Here is a 17,494-nt window from a genome sequence, read left to right on the forward strand (position 1 = left end):
TCACAGCACACCCCTCGCGTTCAATACCATTTCAGCGACGACGAGATCCCACGGCGTGGTCACTTTCAACGCCTCGGGCGAACCCTCAACGAGCACGACCGGCTCACCCATCGTCTCAATCAACGCCGCATCATCCGGCGCCGAACTCGCTTCGTTCGCACTCATCTCGGCACCCAACCGGTGCGCTTCACGCACCAAGTCCGTGCGAAATCCCTGCGGAGTTTGCATCGCACGTAAAACACTTCGGTTCAAGGTACGCGCCACGGGTTCAACTACTAATTCGCCCGCCGTCTGAGTTGGACCCACTTCCTTGATCGTGTCCGTCACCGCGAGCGCCGGAACCACAGCATCATGCCCGGCTTTAAGCGCCGTCACCACGCGGTCAATCACCGCAACCGGCGTGAGCGCCCTAGCAGCATCATGAATCAGCACAAACTCGCTACCTACCACGCTCAAGCCGTTGGCAACCGAGCCCTGCCTCGTCGTTCCACCAACCACCAACCGCGCGCTCGCACCGCCGGCCTCAAGCGCCTCGCCAAACTGCTCGCGAGCCACGGGCCCGGGGGGAATCGTCACTACGACGTCGTCAATCCCCGCCTCATTAACACCGCGAATAGCGTGCACAATCAGTGGCACGCCGCCGAGCTCCACGAGCGCCTTCGGCACCTGTGCACCAAGCCGCGTGCCCGAACCGGCCCCCGCAATGACAGCCGCAACGTGCCCGCTCATTCGTCAAGCCTAGTCGGCAGACTCTGCAGATTCGGCCGGATCCACGCCCATGACCTCATCCATCAAGGCGTCCGCTTCCTCATCCGAAATCTCGCGCGCAAGTGCCACTTCTGAGCCGAGAATCGCCCGGGCCTGGCCGAGCATGCGCTTCTCGCCGGCAGAAAGGCCACGATCCAAGTTGCGGCGCGTCAGATCGCGCACCACTTCGGCCACCTTGTTGACGTCGCCCGATGTCAGCTTTTCACCGTTCGCCTTATACCGGCGCGACCAATTCGACGGCTCCTCGACATCTTCATCGCGTAGGACATCGAAAACCTTTTCTAGCTGCTCCTCATTCGACACGTCCCGAAGCCCGACCTGCTCGATCGATTCCTCCGGCACCTGAATAACAAGATCGCCCTGCAAGATTCGCAACGTCAGATATGTGCGCGTTTCGCCACGCATCGTTTTTTCCGAGATGTCCTCGATATACGCGGCACCGTGATGCGGGTACACGACAGTCTCGCCAACTTTGAATCTTGACACTAGCAGCTCACTCTTTCTAAGTAGACTAGCTCCCTATTCTACCACCGCTTGCACATCCGCGGCCGGCGCGGAATTTCGCCATTAAGATAACGACGCCGGCAGCCCGGTTACGGCCCGGCGGCCCGGCAGCTACTCCGGCTTCGAGACCAACTTGTAGCCGAGTCCGCGCACCGTCAGCAACGCGGATGGCTTCGACGCCGACTCCTCAATCTTCGACCGAATCCGCTTCACATGCACGTCAAGAGTTTTCGAATCACCGATATAGTCCAGGCCCCAAATCCGATCCAAAATCTGGCCACGGGTCAGCACACGATCCGGATTTTGCATAAACAGCTCAAGAAGCTCAAATTCGCGCAACGGCATCTTGATCTCTTCGCCATTGACGCGAACAACGTGCGCGTCCTGGTCCATTTCGATCCGGCCCACGCGCAGCACGTCAGAGTCCTCATCCACTTCTGGAGCATCCGCGATTCGCCGTAAAATCGCACGGATTCGGGCCACGAGCTCGCGATAGGAATACGGCTTAGTCACGTAATCATCAGCGCCAATTTCCAGGCCCACAACCTTGTCAATCTCCGAATCTTTCGCGGTCAGCATGATGATCGGTACATTCGAGTCTTGGCGAATTTGGCGGCACACTTCGTTTCCGCTCATGCCCGGCAACATCAGATCGAGCACCACCAGATCTGGCTCTACCGCGTCGAAGGCCTCGAGCGCTTTCGTGCCGTCAGCCGCCGTCGTCACGTCGAAACCGTCCCGGCTCAAATTAAATTCGAGCATCTCCCGATACGTAGGTTCATCTTCTACCACAAGAATGTGCGTCATCGCTTCTCTCCGTCAATCGCACCGACTTTTTCGCCCATGATTGCAACGGCATCCGGTAAGTCCTCCGGCGTAGAGGCGGACATATCCCCGCTGGTCGACAGGAAGGCTTCAGGCAAAATCATCGTAAACGTCGATCCTTTACCTTGCTGACTCCATAGCTTGATCCGGCCGCCATGATCGGCGGTCACATGTTTCACGATACTCAATCCAAGACCCGAACCACCGGTTTCGCGCGAACGCGCCCGATCGCCCCGGTAAAACCGTTCGAAAATACGTTCTCGCGCTTCTAACGGGATGCCTTCCCCAGCGTCGACGACGGCGATATGCACCTCACCCGAATCCGAGGTCACACCCACTGAAACCTGACCGTGCGGGCGAGAATAACGCACGGCGTTATCAAGAAGGTTGCGCACCGCCGTCGTCAGCAAACTGCGGTTGCCATAGACGTATAGGCCTTTTTCGCCGCCCGAAAACAGGCGCACACCGCGATCGTCGGCCTCCACGCGCACGCGATCGAGAGCCTCGAGCACGACGTCGTCGACAGCCACAAACTCCGAATCTTCCAGCACGTCCGCGTCCTGCAAGCGCGACAGCTGAATGATCTCTTGCACAAGATCGGCGAGCCGATGCGACTCAGTGGTGAGTTTTTCCGAAAATCTACGCACGTTATCCGGCTCATCCGCCACTTCATTAATCGCCTCTGCAAGTAGACCGATCGCTCCCACGGGAGTTTTCAATTCGTGCGACACGTTCGCAACGAAATCTCGGCGCGTTTCCTCAAGCCGCTTCTTTTCGGTGTTGTCCTCAAAAAGGATGAGCGTCTTGTCGCCAGACAGCGGGGTGGCACGCACCCACAGCCGCAAATCCGTAGCATTTTCGTGTTGACGCGACATCCGCAGTTCAAGGTCTGCAATTCCGCCCTCGTGCCGGGCCGCGTCTACCAGTTCGCACAGCTCTTCGCGTAGCTGGCCGTTGCGCACGAGGTTATAAGCGAAAGAGATCGAAGAGGCGCGCAGAACCGATTTATCGGAGTCGAGCACGATATGGGATTGGGGAAGCGCCATGAGCAAGGCGGTCACATTCGTATCATCGGCGGATGCGCTATCGGGTTCATCCGCCTGACCCCACATTCGCTGCGACATCCAATAGGCGATCAGAGCCACTCCGGCGACGGTTATCCCAATCAGGATCCCGAGCCCAAAAGCTACTCCATCTGTCATATTCTTAGATTAGTACACATCACTGCGATAACTTGAACTCGAAAACAACGGGCAACCCGCTGGTTTCCGGCCGTTAACCTCTTGGGGCAGTATTGTTCACATCGCCGTGATTTCATCGACTCGTGGTATGCCGTGGGATAGCCTTAACGCAGACCGCGGTACAGCGCCGATCACTGACTTAAGGAGCACGAGTGCGCGAACAATTCCGTCAGGAAATGAAAGAACTTACCGACACGCTGGTATTGCAGGCCCAAGCAGCCGCCAAGGCAATCAATGGCTCTGCCGCCTCGCTCAAGGACGCGAACCTCGCGCTCGCAGAGCGTGTTATCGATGCCGATCACAATATTGACCTCCTCGAGCGCAATATTGATGAGATGGGCGTTTCCCTACTCGCACGCCAGGCCCCCGTTGCCGGCGACCTTCGCACGGTTGTATCGGCCCTTCGGCTCTCTGCAACCTTAGAGCGCATGGGCGACCTTGCCCGCCACGTGGCCTATGTTGCCCGTGGCCGTTTCCCAAAGACGGTTGCCTCCGGCGAGGTTCAGCGCCTGTTTGAAGAGATGGCTGACAAGGCGGCTCAGGTTGGCGATCTCGTGGCCAAGCTCGTTGAGACGCACGATCTTTCGATTGCCGATGAGATCATCGCCGGTGACGACGAACTCGACAACATGCACGCGAAGACCTTCGAATTTGCACTTGATGAATCGTTGGATTTGAGCCGCCAGGAAGTTGTCGACATCATTCTGCTCGGCCGCTACTTGGAGCGCTTCGGTGATCACGGAGTGTCGGTGGCGCACCGCATGCGGTTCCTCGTGACGGGCATGGAGCCCGACGACGAGGCTCGCCGCGAAATCGAAGAATTCTAGAAGGCGGGTGGCCTGATTCTCTGCTGATGATGGGCATTCCTGTTTGGTGGAGGGCCTTGATAATGTAACGAGGTTCTCCACCAAACAGGAATGCCCTCCGTCGGGCGCTGTAAACGGCCCGAACGTTTCTCCACAATCCTCCCAAACGTTGGCACCGTCCACATTCGCACGTTCACCAGACTGCTTCGCCCTGCCGGCCTTATTAGATTGCTGGCATGGAGGTAGCTGGTCAGTGCAAAACATGATTCAAGTAGGCAGTGCCACCGTCAGATCGACGCGTGAACCAAACAGCCGCCGAGGACTGGCCCGTCACATCACGGCGTGCGAGGCAGAGTTGGCACGCGTTCGTTCTGACGGCATTATGCCAGTGAATGTCGGTAAACTCGATTCGCGCCAGTTTTGGGCCCACATCAGGGAGTTAGGCATGGAGCCTACCTTCCGTGGGTACGCGACACCGCCGTCGTCGGAATCGCTTAAACCTTGGGAGCGCCACCGGCGTCAGGTCTTGCACAAGGTCGACTACGTCCATCGTCGACGACGAGAGCAAACCGATAAAGATGGCCCATCGTATGCCGGTCCCACAGCAGCCCACCTTTTGGGACTACCGACGATCTCTCGGCATCCTCAGCGAGTCCTTAGGCAGACTGGACCAGCGGGAACTCCGTCGAGAAGTACGCATGTTCGAACCCTCCGGCTGGCCTACGAGCCTGCCACCATCAACCTTTCCGGGATTCAGGTCGCATCCCCAGCGCAGACAGCGATAGATCTTGCACGCTATGTGGGCGTCGCGGATGGGCTCGTCGCAGCCAATTTTGTGCTTCACAAGGAACTTGCTACGCGTGAAGACTTTCTCGAGATTCTTGAAACGTTGCCCCGAATACGCGGACTGTCGAATGTGCGCAGAGTGCTTAGCCTCATGGACGGGCGGGTTCAAACACCTGGCGAGTCCCTCGCTATGTTGCGTTTCGTCGATTACGGGCTACCACCATCAGAACCGCAGATGCAATTCGACTTTGGCTTCCAAAATTTCTACCCGGATTTCACTGATCTTGAAAACCGTGTCACCTACGAGTTCCATGGCACACAAAAGTTACTCGACCCTGCCATGTTGAACAACCTCAATTACCGACAGTCAATCGAGCATGAGGGACTGCGCGACCTCCACTTCCGACAGGCGGGTTTTTTACCTTTTCACCTCGGGTGGGACGACGTTCGGACCGCGGCGAGCTTCAAACACTGGCTTGCTCGGGCTCGCGCCGATGGGTTGCCTGTTTAGCCACCCCTGACTCTCCTGACCCTCCTTGATAAAGGGCCTTCCTGTCTGGCGGAGGGCCTTGATGTTACATCTAGGTCCTCTATCAAGCAGGAAGGCCCTTTATCAGCGGAAGCTAGGGAGCCGGTTACTTGCCTTGGTTGGCAACAGCCTCGATCGCAGCAGCCGCAGCCTCGGGATCGAGATACTGGCCGCCCTTGGTCACAGGCTTCAACGTTTCCTCGTCCAACTCGTAGTAGAGCGGAATACCGGTAGGAATGTTCAGACCGGAAATATCTTCATCCGAAATGTCGTCAAGCATCTTCACGATCGCGCGCAAAGAATTGCCGTGTGCGGCGAGCATGATGGTCTTGCCGGTCTTGAGGTCGGGCACGATCTCGCCGTCCCAGTATGGCATCAGCCGCTCGATAACATCCTTCAAGCACTCCGTGTCCGGGATTGGTTCGCCAGCGTAACGCGGATCGGCATCCTGTGAGAATTCGGAGCCCTTCTCGATCGGTGGCGGCGGCACGTCGAAGGATCGGCGCCACTGCATGAACTGCTCTTCGCCGTATTCGTCGCGGATTTCCTTCTTATTCTTGCCCTGCAGTGCGCCGTAGTGACGCTCGTTCAAACGCCAGTTGCGCTTGACGGGGATCCAGTGCAGATCAGCAGCATCGAGGGCGAGATTCGCAGTGGTAATCGCACGGCGCAGTAGTGAGGTGTGGAGAATATCGGGGCGGACGTCAGCATTGATGAGTAGCTCGCCAGCACGGGCGGCTTCTTTTACGCCCTTCTCCGACAGCGGCACGTCCACCCAGCCGGTGAAGAGGTTTTCAGCATTCCAGGTGCTCTCGCCGTGGCGGAGGAGGACCAACTTGTAAACCATGTTTTTCCTTCGTTCGTTGGTACGTGCACGCGCACGCTTCCACCTCTAGTCTATCCGTGGTTTTCGCGTTGGTCTGCCGATCTTCGTCCTACGCGAAAGGCAGAACGACGACGCCGTACCCCGGCTAGCGTCACACGCCCCGCAGGCGCACCACCCGGCCCTACGTCGCCAAGCCGCCATCAATCGGAAGCGAACGGTGCCCGTGCTTCGCATTGGTCACGCGTTCTTCGCGGGCCTGCGCCCACGGGACGGCAATTTCTTCCATCAGGGCGGCCACTTCCCCACTGCTGCCCCGCTGACGCAGGTGCTGGGCAGTATGTGCGATATCTGCTGGAGACATGTTCTGCCCAAGCTTTGCCTTACCCTCAATGCGTGCCACTTCCAGTTCCACACCGACCAACGCCACAAAGGCCGCTTCGGCAAGCTTGTAGGAGGAGTGTGTGCCCACGCGCCATTCGTCTTCGAATTCCTCGACGAGGGCCTCAAGGTGTGCGCGTTTCCATGCATCGTCATCGTGATAGCTGAGCCGCCCGTGAAAGTGAACGGTCACATAGTTGAGCGTGGGCACTGTAGGTAGTTTTTGCCCTTTGCGCTCGGCCGGCAAATCGGTGCCGGCCACATGCGCGCTGGGGCCTTGAACGATCAGTAGCGCATCCCCGTCGTCTTTCCATTGCGTATTAACGCGGTTGAGGTGGGCTTGTACGACGACGCCGTCTGCGCGGCTCACGATGTTGAACGGCACGAACGTAGCGTTGAGCCCGTGTTCGCCAACGCTAATAAGTTGGCCGACACCGATGGATCGTGCAATCTCTAGGGCTGCACTTTCACTCATGGAGTGTTGTTTCGCTACGTACATCTTGATCCTAGTTTGCTGGAGTCTTCCCTCTAGCTTGAGTCAAGGTGATTGCGAGCGCAAGCATCAGAGCATTTATTCACAGCGTCCCCATATGCCCGGCCAGGATTCACTTGGTTTTATTCAGCGATCACCTCCGGTGCAAAAGTCTTCTTCGAACCGAATGTCATCACGGCGGCAACAGCGAGCATGATCGCGCACACAACTAGCAGCACGTATATCGAGGACCGGTCGAGGATCGCACCGCCCATCGAGGAGGCAATCATGATCGATAAGTTGAAGGTACTCGATTGGATCGACGTCGCCACCGCTTTTCCTGATCTCACCTGCCGGGTAGTGCCGGCCTGGAACACCGACACGAGGGCGCCGAATCCAAAGCCCCACACGACGAAGGCAAGGTGGGCCACGATGATCATTCCTTTGAACACCACGAACGCCAAGAATGCGAGGGCGCCCAAACCAAGCATCGTTGTCATGAGCGCGCGCAGATGCAGATCTGAAAACTTTGCAGCCGCCCACACCGAAATGAAACAGCCGACGCCGAACAGAAGCTGTGCCAACCACAGCTTGCCACCCGGGCCGAAATTCGTGGTGCTCACAAGGTTGGTGATGTAAACGTAAATCGCGTAATTACCCACCACGGCAAGAAGCGTGAGGAAAACGAGCAACAAAACTCCACGATTACGAATGATCGTGAACACCGAATTTTCTTTCGCATGGGTCTCACCCGGCGCATCCGGGACGAAGAAAATCATCAGCAAAGCAATAATGATCGTCATCACCGCAAGCGTGTGAAATTCGATCCGCCATCCAAATGTGCGCCCAACCCACGTCATCACCGGAACTCCGATAGACATTCCCACGGTGGTACCCGCCATCACAATCGCGATGGCGCGGCCGCCATTTTCTGGCTTCACCAGCTTCATCGCATACGCCGCAATCATCGGCCACAACACGCCCGCACAAATGCCGCCAACGATTCTACCGGCCACTGCCATGCCGTAGTTCGAGGCAATACCCACCACGAAGTTCGATGCTGCAAACCCAATTAACAAGATCAGCAAAAGGCGTTTGCGCCGTAGCGGCTGAGTCAGAGCAATCAGGGGAATTGCTGAAATCGCAGACGCGATAGCGTAAAATCCTACAAGGTTTCCGGCCTGCGCCTCCGAAATATTCAAGCCCGCCATCAGTTCGGGCAAAATACCCGAGGGCACGAGTTCCGAAAGAATCGCCATCATCGTCACCGATGCCATGCACACCAGCACGAACATGGATACTTCTACCGGCGGATTCTTTGCTTTGGGCGGCGAACTTTGACCACGATCATCAACCGGGCCGCCGCGCTCCCGTGACTTACCAACTTCCCTATTCATTGATCTCAAGCCTTCCTACACGTATCCAACCCGTTCAACAGCAACGAGGGTGGCCGCGCAACCACGACCACCCTCAGTCCAGCTCTTGGCTGGCCATATTGCATCGTTATACGGTTGGCAGTTCGAGATCTTTTTCGATATTGATTGACCGCTCGAAGATGGTCTTACCGCGGCGTACCGAGCGGAGCACGTCGGCACGTTGGCGAACAGCCTCTAGTGCCGTGTCCGAGTTCAACACGATAAAGTTGGCGTCCTTGCCCTCTTCAAGGCCGTAAATGTCTTCGATAGACAGCGATTTCGCACCGTTGTACGTAATCAGGTCAAGCGCTACCTCCATCTCGTCGAAGCTCATGATCTGCGCAAGGTGGAGCGTGTTATCGAGAACATTCATCAAGTTTCCGTTTCCTGCCGGATACCACGGATCCACGATCGAATCCTGGCCGCACGAAACGTTGATTCCCTCGTCTAGGAATTCCTTGACGCGTGTCAGGCCGCGGCGCTTCGGGTAGGAATCTGCTCTGCCCTGCAGGTAGGCATTTTCTGTTCCCTGGGCCGTGAAATTAATTCCAGACTTCTTAAACAGGCCCATCATTCGAAACGCGTAGGCATTGTCTGCCGAACCGAAGGAACAGGTGTGCGACGCCGTCGTTCGCTTTCCGTAGTCTTCCGCCAGTACGCGCGCGTTCAGCAGCTCAACGAAGCGCGACATCGGATCGTCTGTTTCGTCGCAGTGAACGTCGATCAGCTTGTCGTATTTGAGTGCAAGATCGACCGTCTTGTGAACGGATTCTTCGCCGTATTGGCGGGCCCATTCCGAGTGCGGGATTCCGCCGACGACGTCCGCGCCCATCTTGAGCCCCTCTTCAACGAGTTCAGCACCGCGCGGATAGTTGTGCATGCCTTCCTGTGGGAAGGATACGATCTGCAACGTGACCGTGTCCTTGATCTCCTCGCGCAGTTCAAGCATTGCCTTCAAGCCGGTCAGCTCGGGATCGGTGACGTCAACGTGCGTGCGGATGTATTGCACACCGTGAATCATTTCGTCTCTAATTCCGCGAAGTGCCCGGCGCTTCACGTCTTCCACAGTGTGGTTCTTCTTGATGTGCGACCAGCGCGCAATGCCTTCGAATAGGGTTCCGGAGACGTTGTCGGCAGCGTCGTCGTCGCGACCGGTGTACACGTAGTCGAGGTGCAGGTGGGAATCGACGTAGGGTGGGACGACGAGTTTGCCGCCGAGGTCAACAGTTTCGTCAGCATCGGGCAGGTTTGTACCAAATTGCTTGAACGTGCCGTCTTCGACAAGGATTTCTTTCGCGTCTGGTTGGCGGTATACGCTGAGGTTGGTGAATTTTATGGTGGTCATGTGATCCTCCGATAGGTGAAATTCAACGGCGCAGCGTGCCAAGTTGATCGTCATCGACACCCGCCACGTCATCTGGGTGGAGATACGTGGCTAACGAGGGACACTTACCGTTAATTTCACCGTATCGAATTATGAAAATTTCGTGTCGGGACTTTCGCCTTTAACGTGACTTATGCCACATTTTATGTATACCAAGCATTCCCGCGAATTCGCGCAGAAAACAGTTTTAGTGGGCTGGCTCGGTTATCGCGCTCACATCGGATTCAATCCGCACCCGTTTGCGCAGATTAGCAATCAGCCCACGCCGCGGGGCGAAGAACCATACGAGCACGAAGATCGTCGTCGCAACCAGCACGATCGTCGCACCCGACGGCGTATCCCACACCCACGAGATCCAAATCCCAATAAACGCCGATATTCCGCCCACAATCGGGCCGATAAACATCATCGGCAAAACCCGGTCGGTCAGCATTCGAGCGGTAGCAGCCGGCGCGATCAACAACGCGAGTACGAGAATGTTACCGATAGTTTGCACCGAGATGACGACGGCGGCCGCGATCGTCACGTACAGCAGTAGGTCGACGAGTCCCACCCGTACCTTCGAGGCACGCGCAAATTCCCGATCCACCGACACCAGCACCAGTTGCGAATGGGCAGCGGCCAACACCGCAATAATGATGGAGCCGACGCCCGCCGTCACAAGGATGTCCGAGTTCGTGACGCCCGTCAGCGAGCCAAACAGCAGCGACTCGAGCGATCCTGTATATCCGGGGATACGCGACATGATGATCAGGCCGATAGCGAATGCTGCCACGAAGAATATGCCAATGATCGAATCCTCCCGCAGACGCAGATTCTGCGAAAATGCGGCGATTAAAACAGCGACGATGACTCCGGCAACCGCACCACCCAAGAGCACCGAACCCTGCAGGGCGAAAGCAATCGCAATACCCGGGAAAACGGCATGGGCGAGCGCATCGCCAACGAACGACAGCCCGCGCAACACCACGTGCACGCCAACGACACCCGTCACCACCGACGACAGTACCGCCACCAGCAGGGCACGCGGCAAAAACTGCAACGACGGATTCATTAAATCGCCAAGAAACTCGAAAAAGCTCATCTTCACATCCCCAGTGAACGAAGCAGCGCCGAATCACGGCGCACCTGATACGTATCCATCCACAGTTGCGGATCCATTAACGTCTTTGGAACCCCGTTCGCCCGCACACTACGGTTCAGCATCACAATCGAATCGCTAATATCCACTGCCTGGGTCAGATCGTGCGTCGACATCAAAATCGCCACACCACCACTCTTCGCAAGATCTACAAATAAATCAGAAAGCGCGTCCTGACTCGGATGATCCAAGCCGGTGAAGGGCTCATCCAACAGCAGCAAATCTGAATCGGGCGCAAGCGCCCGTGCGACGAGCACCCGCTGTTTTTGCCCGCCAGACATCTCCGAAATCGTCCGATCCGCAAAATCATATAAATCCACTTTGCGAAGCGCCCGATAGGTAGCTTCGAGAACATCGACCCGCGAACGGCGCCTCCCTGGCCCCACAAACGCACCGGCAACAAGCTGCTCAACGCTCATCGGGTAAGACCAGTCGATCTCCTGGCGCTGGGGAACGTAGCCAATCGGCGCGCTCCCCGGCACCTCAATCGTGCCGGACATCGTGGGAATTAACCCCATGATCGATCGCATCAACGTGGTTTTACCCGCTCCGTTCGGGCCGATCAAACCGACCAGCTCGCCCCGGCGAACCTCAAGCGAGACGTCGTGGAGAATATGGCGCCCAGACAGCGCTACGTTCAGGTCCGTGACCTTTAAAGCAGTCACTCGCGGTCCGCCGCCTCAGCCTCTACGGCCGCTTTGGCCGCCTCGCGCTTTTGCTTATTCCGGTTGCGCACCACGAGTGCAATCACCACGGCTACAAGAAGCAGCGCACCTAGGCCAATCGCCACGTACGCGGGAACATTCTCATTCTCGTCGACAGCCGAGGGCTCATCGATATCAGCGGGCTCCTCCGGCTCGGCTTCCTGTGTCCACTCTTCGCCTTGCGCTTCGCGCGTTTCCTCTTCGCCGTTGTCTCCTGCATCGTCGCCAGCCTCACCACCAATGGCGGCCGGCCGTGCGTCGTCGGGGTTCGTCTCGTTCCCCACGGCGAAACGCAACAGCTGTGTGTCCTGAACTGACGAGCCGTCATCCAATGTTGCCGATGCCGACATGCGCACCAAGTGCACTCCGGGCTCGGTGAAAATCCAGTTGGCGTGCGTGTGGTTGTTCAGCTCCACAGAAATTGGCTGGGACTCATCCTTCGCCGACGTCCACAGCTCTTGCGGCCCGCCAAAGTTACCCGCCTGAACGAACACGTTAAACGAACCATCGCCCTGGTGCCCGCCAAATACGAACGATACGGTGCCCTGCACCCGATGCGTTACCTCAGGATCTTGCGTGTTCCATCCCAACCAGACCACATCAGGAATCTCGGTCTGCGGAATCACCCACACTTCGCCGTCGGCGCCGATGAAATCGTAAGCCGGATCATCCGGTAGCTCCATGATGCCGCCGTCGTTAACTTGGAACACAACATCCTCAAGGTGGCGCCACACCGGCTCAATATCCGTGTCGTCACGAATCATCAGTGTCCACTGATCGTCGATAAACTTCGGGCCCATGTCGATGTGACCCGCATCCAACACAACCTCGGTGCCGCGCGGAGCGACTTCTTCCTCCGCATCCACCACCTGTGTCAGCGCGGGATCGACCGCCGAGGGGCCCTCCGTTTCCTCCGTATCGGCTACAGCCGCCTGGCTTAGCACCGGAATACCGGCAAGCGCCACGGCAAATCCGAGTGCACATCTGCGCATTTTCATATTAAGAATCCTTCCGTGTGGTGGGGATGTTCTGCTCAAAATAAGGCATTGAGGCGTGCTCCTCCAGCGGCCATGCCCACAGCGAGTCGCGGTCCAAACAGGATTTCAGCGAACGAATATTGTGGTCAAACATTGCGATATAGGTAGGCACTTCCGGCGTTAGCGTATCGGAATAAATGTTACAGATTCGCTTATCCGTTGCCTGGGCGACGGTGGTCAATTCGGCCACGTGCACCGCCGACGTCGGCTCCAAAAACACGCCCGCCGCCGGGGTGGCCTCCAGCGTTCGGGTGAGGTTAGCGATCTGCTGGATCGATGGTTCAAGCGAGGGATTGGGTGCAACGAATCCGGCAATGTCCAGGTCGTAAGCCCGGGCCATGTAGCCGAAAGAATCGTGTGCGGTGATCAGTGTGCGCTTGTCTGGCTCAATCGTTTGGAGCACACTGCGTGCCCAATCGTCGACCACCTCGAGCTTGGCGATATAGGCCGAGGCGTTATCCGCATACTCGTACGCATTTTCGGGATCAATCTTAGCGAGCTCATCCGCGATGACCTCCACGTAGGCGATCCCGTTGCGCACGTCATGCCACAGGTGCGGATCGATCTCACCATGCACGTGGCGCCCAATCACAGCCTGCGCGAGAATCCATGTTTCGTCACCAGGTGAGCCAAGGAAGCGCCACTTGTTATCGGGTACCACCGTGACAGTTGTATTTGGCACGGCTAGGACGACCGACTCCGGCCGCAAGTTGACGGTTCCCCCGTTCGGACCATCGCCAAACAAAGTCATTCCGCCCGCCATATGGGCAGTAATATCCATGTGCCCGGAGTTGATGACGGTCCGCCCATCCGCATGCGGATTATCGCCGACGACGAAGGTGAGGGTTGCGCTACCTAGGTGGCGATCACCGTCATCGCAATGGTGGGTAGCTTCGAGCGTCAGCGTGTACGTACCCTGCTCAGTGAAGCCCCACGACATGTGCGTGTGTGCGTTGGTGGGAAGTTCGACGGCGTCGTGCTCGTCTATCCCGTCGTGGGAAGAAATCCACGGCGTCGGCTCACCGAAGGTGCCGGTGGTGAATGCCGAAATGTTGCCCGGGCCGGTGGCCTCAGTGGCGGCGATGGTCACGGTCTCCGTGGTGCCGCCCGTGCCGTCGACTCGGAAGCCGAGCCACACTGTTGACAGCGCTACGTCTTCGACGAGCGGGATGTGGTAGCCGCCGAACTTGATGGCCTCTTCCCCGAGCCCTACGTGCGGGGCGCCCTCGGGTAGGTTCGCATCGATCGTGTTCGTGAGTGCTTGCAGCTCGAGGAGGAGCTGGTTCGAAAAGGCGACATCTGCCCGTGTGATGTCGCGAAGCGCCGCCATCGACGGTTCGTAGGCGTGGGGATCCGCACCCATGGGGATCAGCGTGTGGATCTGGGCATTCGGCGCCACGTTCGCCACAAGGTCCGCGATGATAGGCGTGGACGCGACGACGACTAGGCCGTCGTCGTCGGACGTTTCTGCACTCGCTACTGAACATCCTGCCAAAGCGAGCAGAATGGCCAATAGTGTGTAACGCAGGCGGTGCGCGCCGGTCGTTGCCCGGCGCGCACCTGTAAAGCTAGTGGTCATCAGCGAGAGCGTTCTCTCCTGCTAACCAGAGCAATACCTGCCAGTACCAGCGCTAGTGCAGCCGCACTAGCTCCTGCCGTCGAGGCACCGGTGTGGGAAAGCTTGCCTGGGCCTGTACCTGCCGGGCACTGGTATCCCTTGGGCTGCTTGCCCTCGGCGCAGAGCTGATTCTTCTGCTCCACCGTGAGCTCACAGGCCTCCCCATCCTTGGTACGGCCAACCCAGACCTCTTGGTCAACGAGTTCGGTTTCTCCGGTACTGGCAGCTGCGCGGCCGCCAAACCAGACGTCACCAATACCGCCGAAGTTAGCGGATGCAAAGACTCCCACCGATCCGGGGCCGGTGGCACCGATGAGGGTCCACGTGACCTCACCCGTGGTGTTCTTCAGCAGGTCGGGATGCTGGGTATTAGCTCCAACCCATGGAACGTTCGGCTCCTGCACGGAGGAGATCATCCAAATGTCTTGGCCCTTGTCAGCAATGAACCCAATTCCCGCAGGGGCCTTCAACTTTGCCGCGTTACCGAGGCCGAAAGTCAAGGAGCTTGGCTCAACCCACTTCGCGGGCTGCGTGCGATCATCCTTGATGAGCATCTTGATGCTCTTACCATCGGAAATCGTACCGATATCAAAGTGACCTTCGTTGGCGTTACCCTGACCGCCCACAATGAAGCGAATAGTTCCCGTGGTGGAGGCCTTGTCACCTGACTTCAGGGTAGCCGTCTGGCGGAAGGTTAGATCGTAGGTACCCGGTGCGGTGAACACCCAGTTCTGGTGAACATGTGTATTCTTCGGAACCGTGTACGAGCCGCCGAGCTTCGTGCCAGAGCTGCTGCCAGCCTTCGGCCGCTCGACCTTCTCGGTGATAGCGGTGGGGATGCACTGTTCGACCTTCCCACCTTCGAATCCTGCACCGCCCGTGAGCTTTCCTCCGCCGCCGGACTTGCCACCCCCGGGAGTGCCTCCTGGGGTCTTGCCGGGCTTCGGATCGGCAGGGTCAGCTGGGTCTGCCGGTGCTGGATCTGCAGGGTCAGCTGGATCTGCAGGATCGGCTGGATCTGCAGGATCTGAAGGGTCAGCTGGGTCAGCCGGATCGGCTGGATCTGCAGGATCTGCAGGATCTGAAGGGTCGGCTGGATCTGAAGGGTCAGCTGGGTCAGCCGGATCGGCTGGATCTGAAGGGTCAGCTGGATCTGCAGGATCGGCTGGATCTGCAGGGTCAGCCGGATCGGCCGGTGCTGGATCAACCGGGTCGGCCGGTGCTGGATCAACCGGGTCGGCCGGTGCGGCTTGGACTTCAACCTTGTTAATGGAGTATGCAGGCTGTGAGTCGATCGCTACGGCGTAGTGGTCACCTACTTCGGTGTCGGCCGGAATTGTGTAGGTAAACGTAATGTTGCCGTTCTCATCAGCCTTGGCGGCGCCGATCGTCGTCGGTTCACTGTAGAAATGGGCGTCTACATCGCCACCAGGGGTGAGTCCGGAGAAGCTGAGCTCGATCTCTTCGCCAACCTGTGTCGAGACCGTCTTCACGTCGAGATTATTCTCCTGAATGTACGCCTCAACCGCTGCGGTATCCTTGAACACTGCGTTGGCTCTACGTTCTGCCGCCTCCTGAGCCAAACGTTCTTCTTCAGCCCTCCTTGCGGCTTCCGCTTCCTCGGCCTTCTTCTGGTGCCACTGGTTCTTCGCGTTCTCGATTGCCTGATTTCCTACCGCAAAGGTGTACACCCCAGTGTTCGTCGTTTGCGGACCATCTCCGTAGTCACCCTCAGCGTGCACGGTAAACGTGTAAATTCCCGGCTTTGTGAACAACCAGTTAGTGTGAACATGAGCCGCATAAGTCTGGTGAATGGAGGCGCCGGCCTGAAGTATGTACCCATTGGGCCCTGCACCATTTGTTAGAGGGCTCACGAGCCCGCCAAGCAAACCTCCACTTTTGAAGAGATAAACGTCACCTGGTCCACTTACTTTGTCGAAGACAAACCGGTTTTCTTTAAATCCCCCGCTGTTCGCACCCATAGAATCCCAGCCTGGCCAAAGCAGGCTGTGATTTTGTGGGTCGGGCAACCAATATCCTGCAGCGCCCAAATTTTTTACCAAGTTGGGATCTTCACTATAAGCCTGATCGTTTACCCCGAAAATAACATTTTCTGGGGCTCTGCGAACTCCGTAACCACTCTCGTCCTCTTTAACATTGAGAATGACCTTTGTCGGATCCGTTGCATCCCGATCAAGGTGGAACACATCCGTGTGACCCTTAGTCATCACGTATAGCTCGTCATCGGTATCAGCAGCCGCAGCTGTCGGCACCGGTAGCAAGAGCGACAAACCCAAGGTGAGGGCTGCCAATAAACTAATGACGAGACTTGCGTGGAATCTGTTTAATTTCGCTGTAGAGCGCACAGTCATCGTACCTTTCTAGTGAATAACGATACCGCTAATCATAACCATTCTCATTTGCAAGTCAATAGTGAATGATGCCTCACTACTTGTTGCTTAGCCACAAATTATCAGTCGGGTTAACTACTGGATTCCCAACACCAGTTCGAGCTCTTTTAGAAGTTCCGCGGCTTCAACATTGGCGTCATGAACTTCATCGAATGCCCTCACAACAGCGTCGAAGTGAGGACGGTAGGTTACTTTTTTCGTCATCGGACAACGGCCGAGAAAATTCGGCGGTGAAAGCCGCAAGACCTGAGCTGTGCGGCTTCCTGGCTAAGAATAGTCTTGGCGCAATACGCTCAAGCCACCTAGACCGCAGTTGGGCTTCGTCCACGTCTACGCGCTCTGCTTAATTGCCCGCTCTTTGCATTCGTTCGCGAGCTTATGCCGTTTCTCAGTACAAGCAATGAGCGCTTCGCGGTCGTCGGGGTTTATGCTCGCGCGTTCTCGGTTCAATGCGAGGTGGCGCTCGAAGATCTCACGAGCACGCTCATGGGCACCACGAGCTTTCGCCTCATCTTCAAGCGCCGCTAAGACACCACCGTAGTAAGTGCCGGCTTCATAGAACACGTCGTACAAAACCGTGTCGCCGTAATCATCGTACGTGAATGTCATGAGCCCTCAACCTCCCCGATTCGCTTGGACCTATCGCACT

The 17,494-nt window shown here is 57.4% G+C and carries 17 protein-coding genes; 2 read left to right on the plus strand and 15 right to left on the minus strand.

Annotation, left to right across the window (positions count from 1 at the left end; genetic code table 11):
• The 4 genes from ispD to J2S70_RS04000 form a co-directional block, all read right to left on the minus strand.
• Positions 1-729 carry a 2-C-methyl-D-erythritol 4-phosphate cytidylyltransferase gene (gene ispD / locus J2S70_RS03985; RefSeq protein WP_307682448.1) on the minus strand — a complete coding sequence of 243 codons (729 nt, stop codon included), beginning with the start codon at positions 727-729 and terminating at the stop codon, positions 1-3.
• A gap of 9 nt (positions 730-738) precedes the next feature.
• Complete coding sequence (locus J2S70_RS03990; RefSeq protein ID WP_307682449.1) at positions 739-1,254, minus strand: CarD family transcriptional regulator; 516 nt, start codon at positions 1,252-1,254, stop codon at positions 739-741.
• A 129-nt stretch (positions 1,255-1,383) separates the two neighbouring features.
• On the minus strand, positions 1,384-2,079 hold the full coding sequence (locus J2S70_RS03995) for a response regulator transcription factor (RefSeq protein ID WP_307682450.1): 696 nt from the start codon (positions 2,077-2,079) through the stop codon (positions 1,384-1,386).
• The gene (locus tag J2S70_RS04000; protein ID WP_307682451.1) at positions 2,076-3,299 is read right to left on the minus strand and encodes a sensor histidine kinase; all 1,224 of its coding nucleotides are present in this window, start codon (positions 3,297-3,299) and stop codon (positions 2,076-2,078) included. Before J2S70_RS04000 ends, J2S70_RS03995 begins: the two co-directional genes overlap by 4 nt.
• A 191-nt stretch (positions 3,300-3,490) precedes the next feature.
• Between J2S70_RS04000 and phoU the strand changes: the two genes are divergently transcribed.
• A complete protein-coding gene (phoU, locus tag J2S70_RS04005; RefSeq protein ID WP_307682452.1) occupies positions 3,491-4,165 on the plus strand; it encodes a phosphate signaling complex protein PhoU in 675 nt (224 codons plus the stop codon).
• Between the two features lie 232 nt (positions 4,166-4,397).
• Positions 4,398-5,441, plus strand: a complete 1,044-nt coding sequence (locus J2S70_RS04010; protein ID WP_307682453.1) for a hypothetical protein — start codon at positions 4,398-4,400, stop codon at positions 5,439-5,441.
• A gap of 124 nt (positions 5,442-5,565) precedes the next feature.
• Here J2S70_RS04010 and J2S70_RS04015 read toward each other — a convergent pair whose 3' ends face one another.
• The 11 genes from J2S70_RS04015 to J2S70_RS04065 all read right to left on the minus strand — a co-directional run bounded on the left by J2S70_RS04015 (position 5,566) and on the right by J2S70_RS04065 (position 17,454).
• The gene (locus J2S70_RS04015) at positions 5,566-6,306 is read right to left on the minus strand and encodes a phosphoglyceromutase (protein ID WP_307682454.1); all 741 of its coding nucleotides are present in this window, start codon (positions 6,304-6,306) and stop codon (positions 5,566-5,568) included.
• Positions 6,307-6,466: 160 nt separating this feature from the next.
• Positions 6,467-7,162 carry an FMN-binding negative transcriptional regulator gene (locus tag J2S70_RS04020; RefSeq protein WP_307682455.1) on the minus strand — a complete coding sequence of 232 codons (696 nt, stop codon included), beginning with the start codon at positions 7,160-7,162 and terminating at the stop codon, positions 6,467-6,469.
• A gap of 116 nt (positions 7,163-7,278) precedes the next feature.
• Positions 7,279-8,532 (minus strand): MFS transporter, encoded by a 1,254-nt coding sequence (locus J2S70_RS04025; RefSeq protein WP_307682456.1) that lies wholly within the window; start codon positions 8,530-8,532, stop codon positions 7,279-7,281.
• A gap of 106 nt (positions 8,533-8,638) precedes the next feature.
• Positions 8,639-9,895 (minus strand): amidohydrolase family protein, encoded by a 1,257-nt coding sequence (locus J2S70_RS04030; protein WP_307682457.1) that lies wholly within the window; start codon positions 9,893-9,895, stop codon positions 8,639-8,641.
• A gap of 226 nt (positions 9,896-10,121) precedes the next feature.
• Positions 10,122-11,018, minus strand: coding sequence for an anchored repeat-type ABC transporter permease subunit (locus J2S70_RS04035; protein WP_307682458.1), 897 nt, complete (start codon positions 11,016-11,018; stop codon positions 10,122-10,124).
• A 2-nt stretch (positions 11,019-11,020) separates the two neighbouring features.
• Complete coding sequence (locus J2S70_RS04040) at positions 11,021-11,740, minus strand: metal ABC transporter ATP-binding protein (RefSeq protein ID WP_307682459.1); 720 nt, start codon at positions 11,738-11,740, stop codon at positions 11,021-11,023.
• Entirely contained in the window at positions 11,737-12,777 is a 1,041-nt protein-coding gene (locus J2S70_RS04045) for a choice-of-anchor M domain-containing protein (RefSeq protein ID WP_307682460.1), read from the minus strand. The genes J2S70_RS04040 and J2S70_RS04045 overlap by 4 nt, the downstream gene beginning before the upstream one ends.
• A gap of 1 nt (position 12,778) precedes the next feature.
• Positions 12,779-14,395 carry an anchored repeat ABC transporter, substrate-binding protein gene (locus J2S70_RS04050; protein WP_307682461.1) on the minus strand — a complete coding sequence of 539 codons (1,617 nt, stop codon included), beginning with the start codon at positions 14,393-14,395 and terminating at the stop codon, positions 12,779-12,781.
• Positions 14,395-16,806, minus strand: a complete 2,412-nt coding sequence (locus tag J2S70_RS04055; RefSeq protein WP_307682462.1) for a choice-of-anchor M domain-containing protein — start codon at positions 16,804-16,806, stop codon at positions 14,395-14,397. The genes J2S70_RS04050 and J2S70_RS04055 overlap by 1 nt, the downstream gene beginning before the upstream one ends.
• A gap of 114 nt (positions 16,807-16,920) precedes the next feature.
• Positions 16,921-17,049, minus strand: coding sequence for a hypothetical protein (locus tag J2S70_RS04060; protein ID WP_307682463.1), 129 nt, complete (start codon positions 17,047-17,049; stop codon positions 16,921-16,923).
• Between the two features lie 126 nt (positions 17,050-17,175).
• Positions 17,176-17,454, minus strand: a complete 279-nt coding sequence (locus J2S70_RS04065) for a hypothetical protein (RefSeq protein ID WP_307682464.1) — start codon at positions 17,452-17,454, stop codon at positions 17,176-17,178.
• Positions 17,455-17,494: the final 40 nt, after the last annotated feature.

The sequence above is a fragment of the Trueperella bonasi genome, assembly GCF_030811535.1.
In the GTDB taxonomy this organism is placed as follows: Bacteria; Actinomycetota; Actinomycetes; order Actinomycetales; family Actinomycetaceae; genus Trueperella; species Trueperella bonasi.

What these genes read in the sequence shown, in the direction of transcription:
- ispD (WP_307682448.1), bottom strand. Translation starts at nt 729, where the DNA reads ATGAGCGGGCACGTTGCGGCTGTCATTGCGGGGGCCGGTTCGGGCACG.
- J2S70_RS03995 (WP_307682450.1), bottom strand. Translation starts at nt 2,079, where the DNA reads ATGACGCACATTCTTGTGGTAGAAGATGAACCTACGTATCGGGAGATG.
- J2S70_RS04000 (WP_307682451.1), bottom strand. Translation starts at nt 3,299, where the DNA reads ATGACAGATGGAGTAGCTTTTGGGCTCGGGATCCTGATTGGGATAACC.
- J2S70_RS04015 (WP_307682454.1), bottom strand. Translation starts at nt 6,306, where the DNA reads ATGGTTTACAAGTTGGTCCTCCTCCGCCACGGCGAGAGCACCTGGAAT.
- J2S70_RS04020 (WP_307682455.1), bottom strand. Translation starts at nt 7,162, where the DNA reads ATGTACGTAGCGAAACAACACTCCATGAGTGAAAGTGCAGCCCTAGAG.
- J2S70_RS04025 (WP_307682456.1), bottom strand. Translation starts at nt 8,532, where the DNA reads ATGAATAGGGAAGTTGGTAAGTCACGGGAGCGCGGCGGCCCGGTTGAT.
- J2S70_RS04030 (WP_307682457.1), bottom strand. Translation starts at nt 9,895, where the DNA reads ATGACCACCATAAAATTCACCAACCTCAGCGTATACCGCCAACCAGAC.
- J2S70_RS04035 (WP_307682458.1), bottom strand. Translation starts at nt 11,018, where the DNA reads ATGAGCTTTTTCGAGTTTCTTGGCGATTTAATGAATCCGTCGTTGCAG.
- J2S70_RS04045 (WP_307682460.1), bottom strand. Translation starts at nt 12,777, where the DNA reads ATGAAAATGCGCAGATGTGCACTCGGATTTGCCGTGGCGCTTGCCGGT.
- J2S70_RS04050 (WP_307682461.1), bottom strand. Translation starts at nt 14,395, where the DNA reads ATGACCACTAGCTTTACAGGTGCGCGCCGGGCAACGACCGGCGCGCAC.
- J2S70_RS04055 (WP_307682462.1), bottom strand. Translation starts at nt 16,806, where the DNA reads ATGACTGTGCGCTCTACAGCGAAATTAAACAGATTCCACGCAAGTCTC.
- J2S70_RS04060 (WP_307682463.1), bottom strand. Translation starts at nt 17,049, where the DNA reads ATGACGAAAAAAGTAACCTACCGTCCTCACTTCGACGCTGTTGTGAGG.
- J2S70_RS04065 (WP_307682464.1), bottom strand. Translation starts at nt 17,454, where the DNA reads ATGACATTCACGTACGATGATTACGGCGACACGGTTTTGTACGACGTG.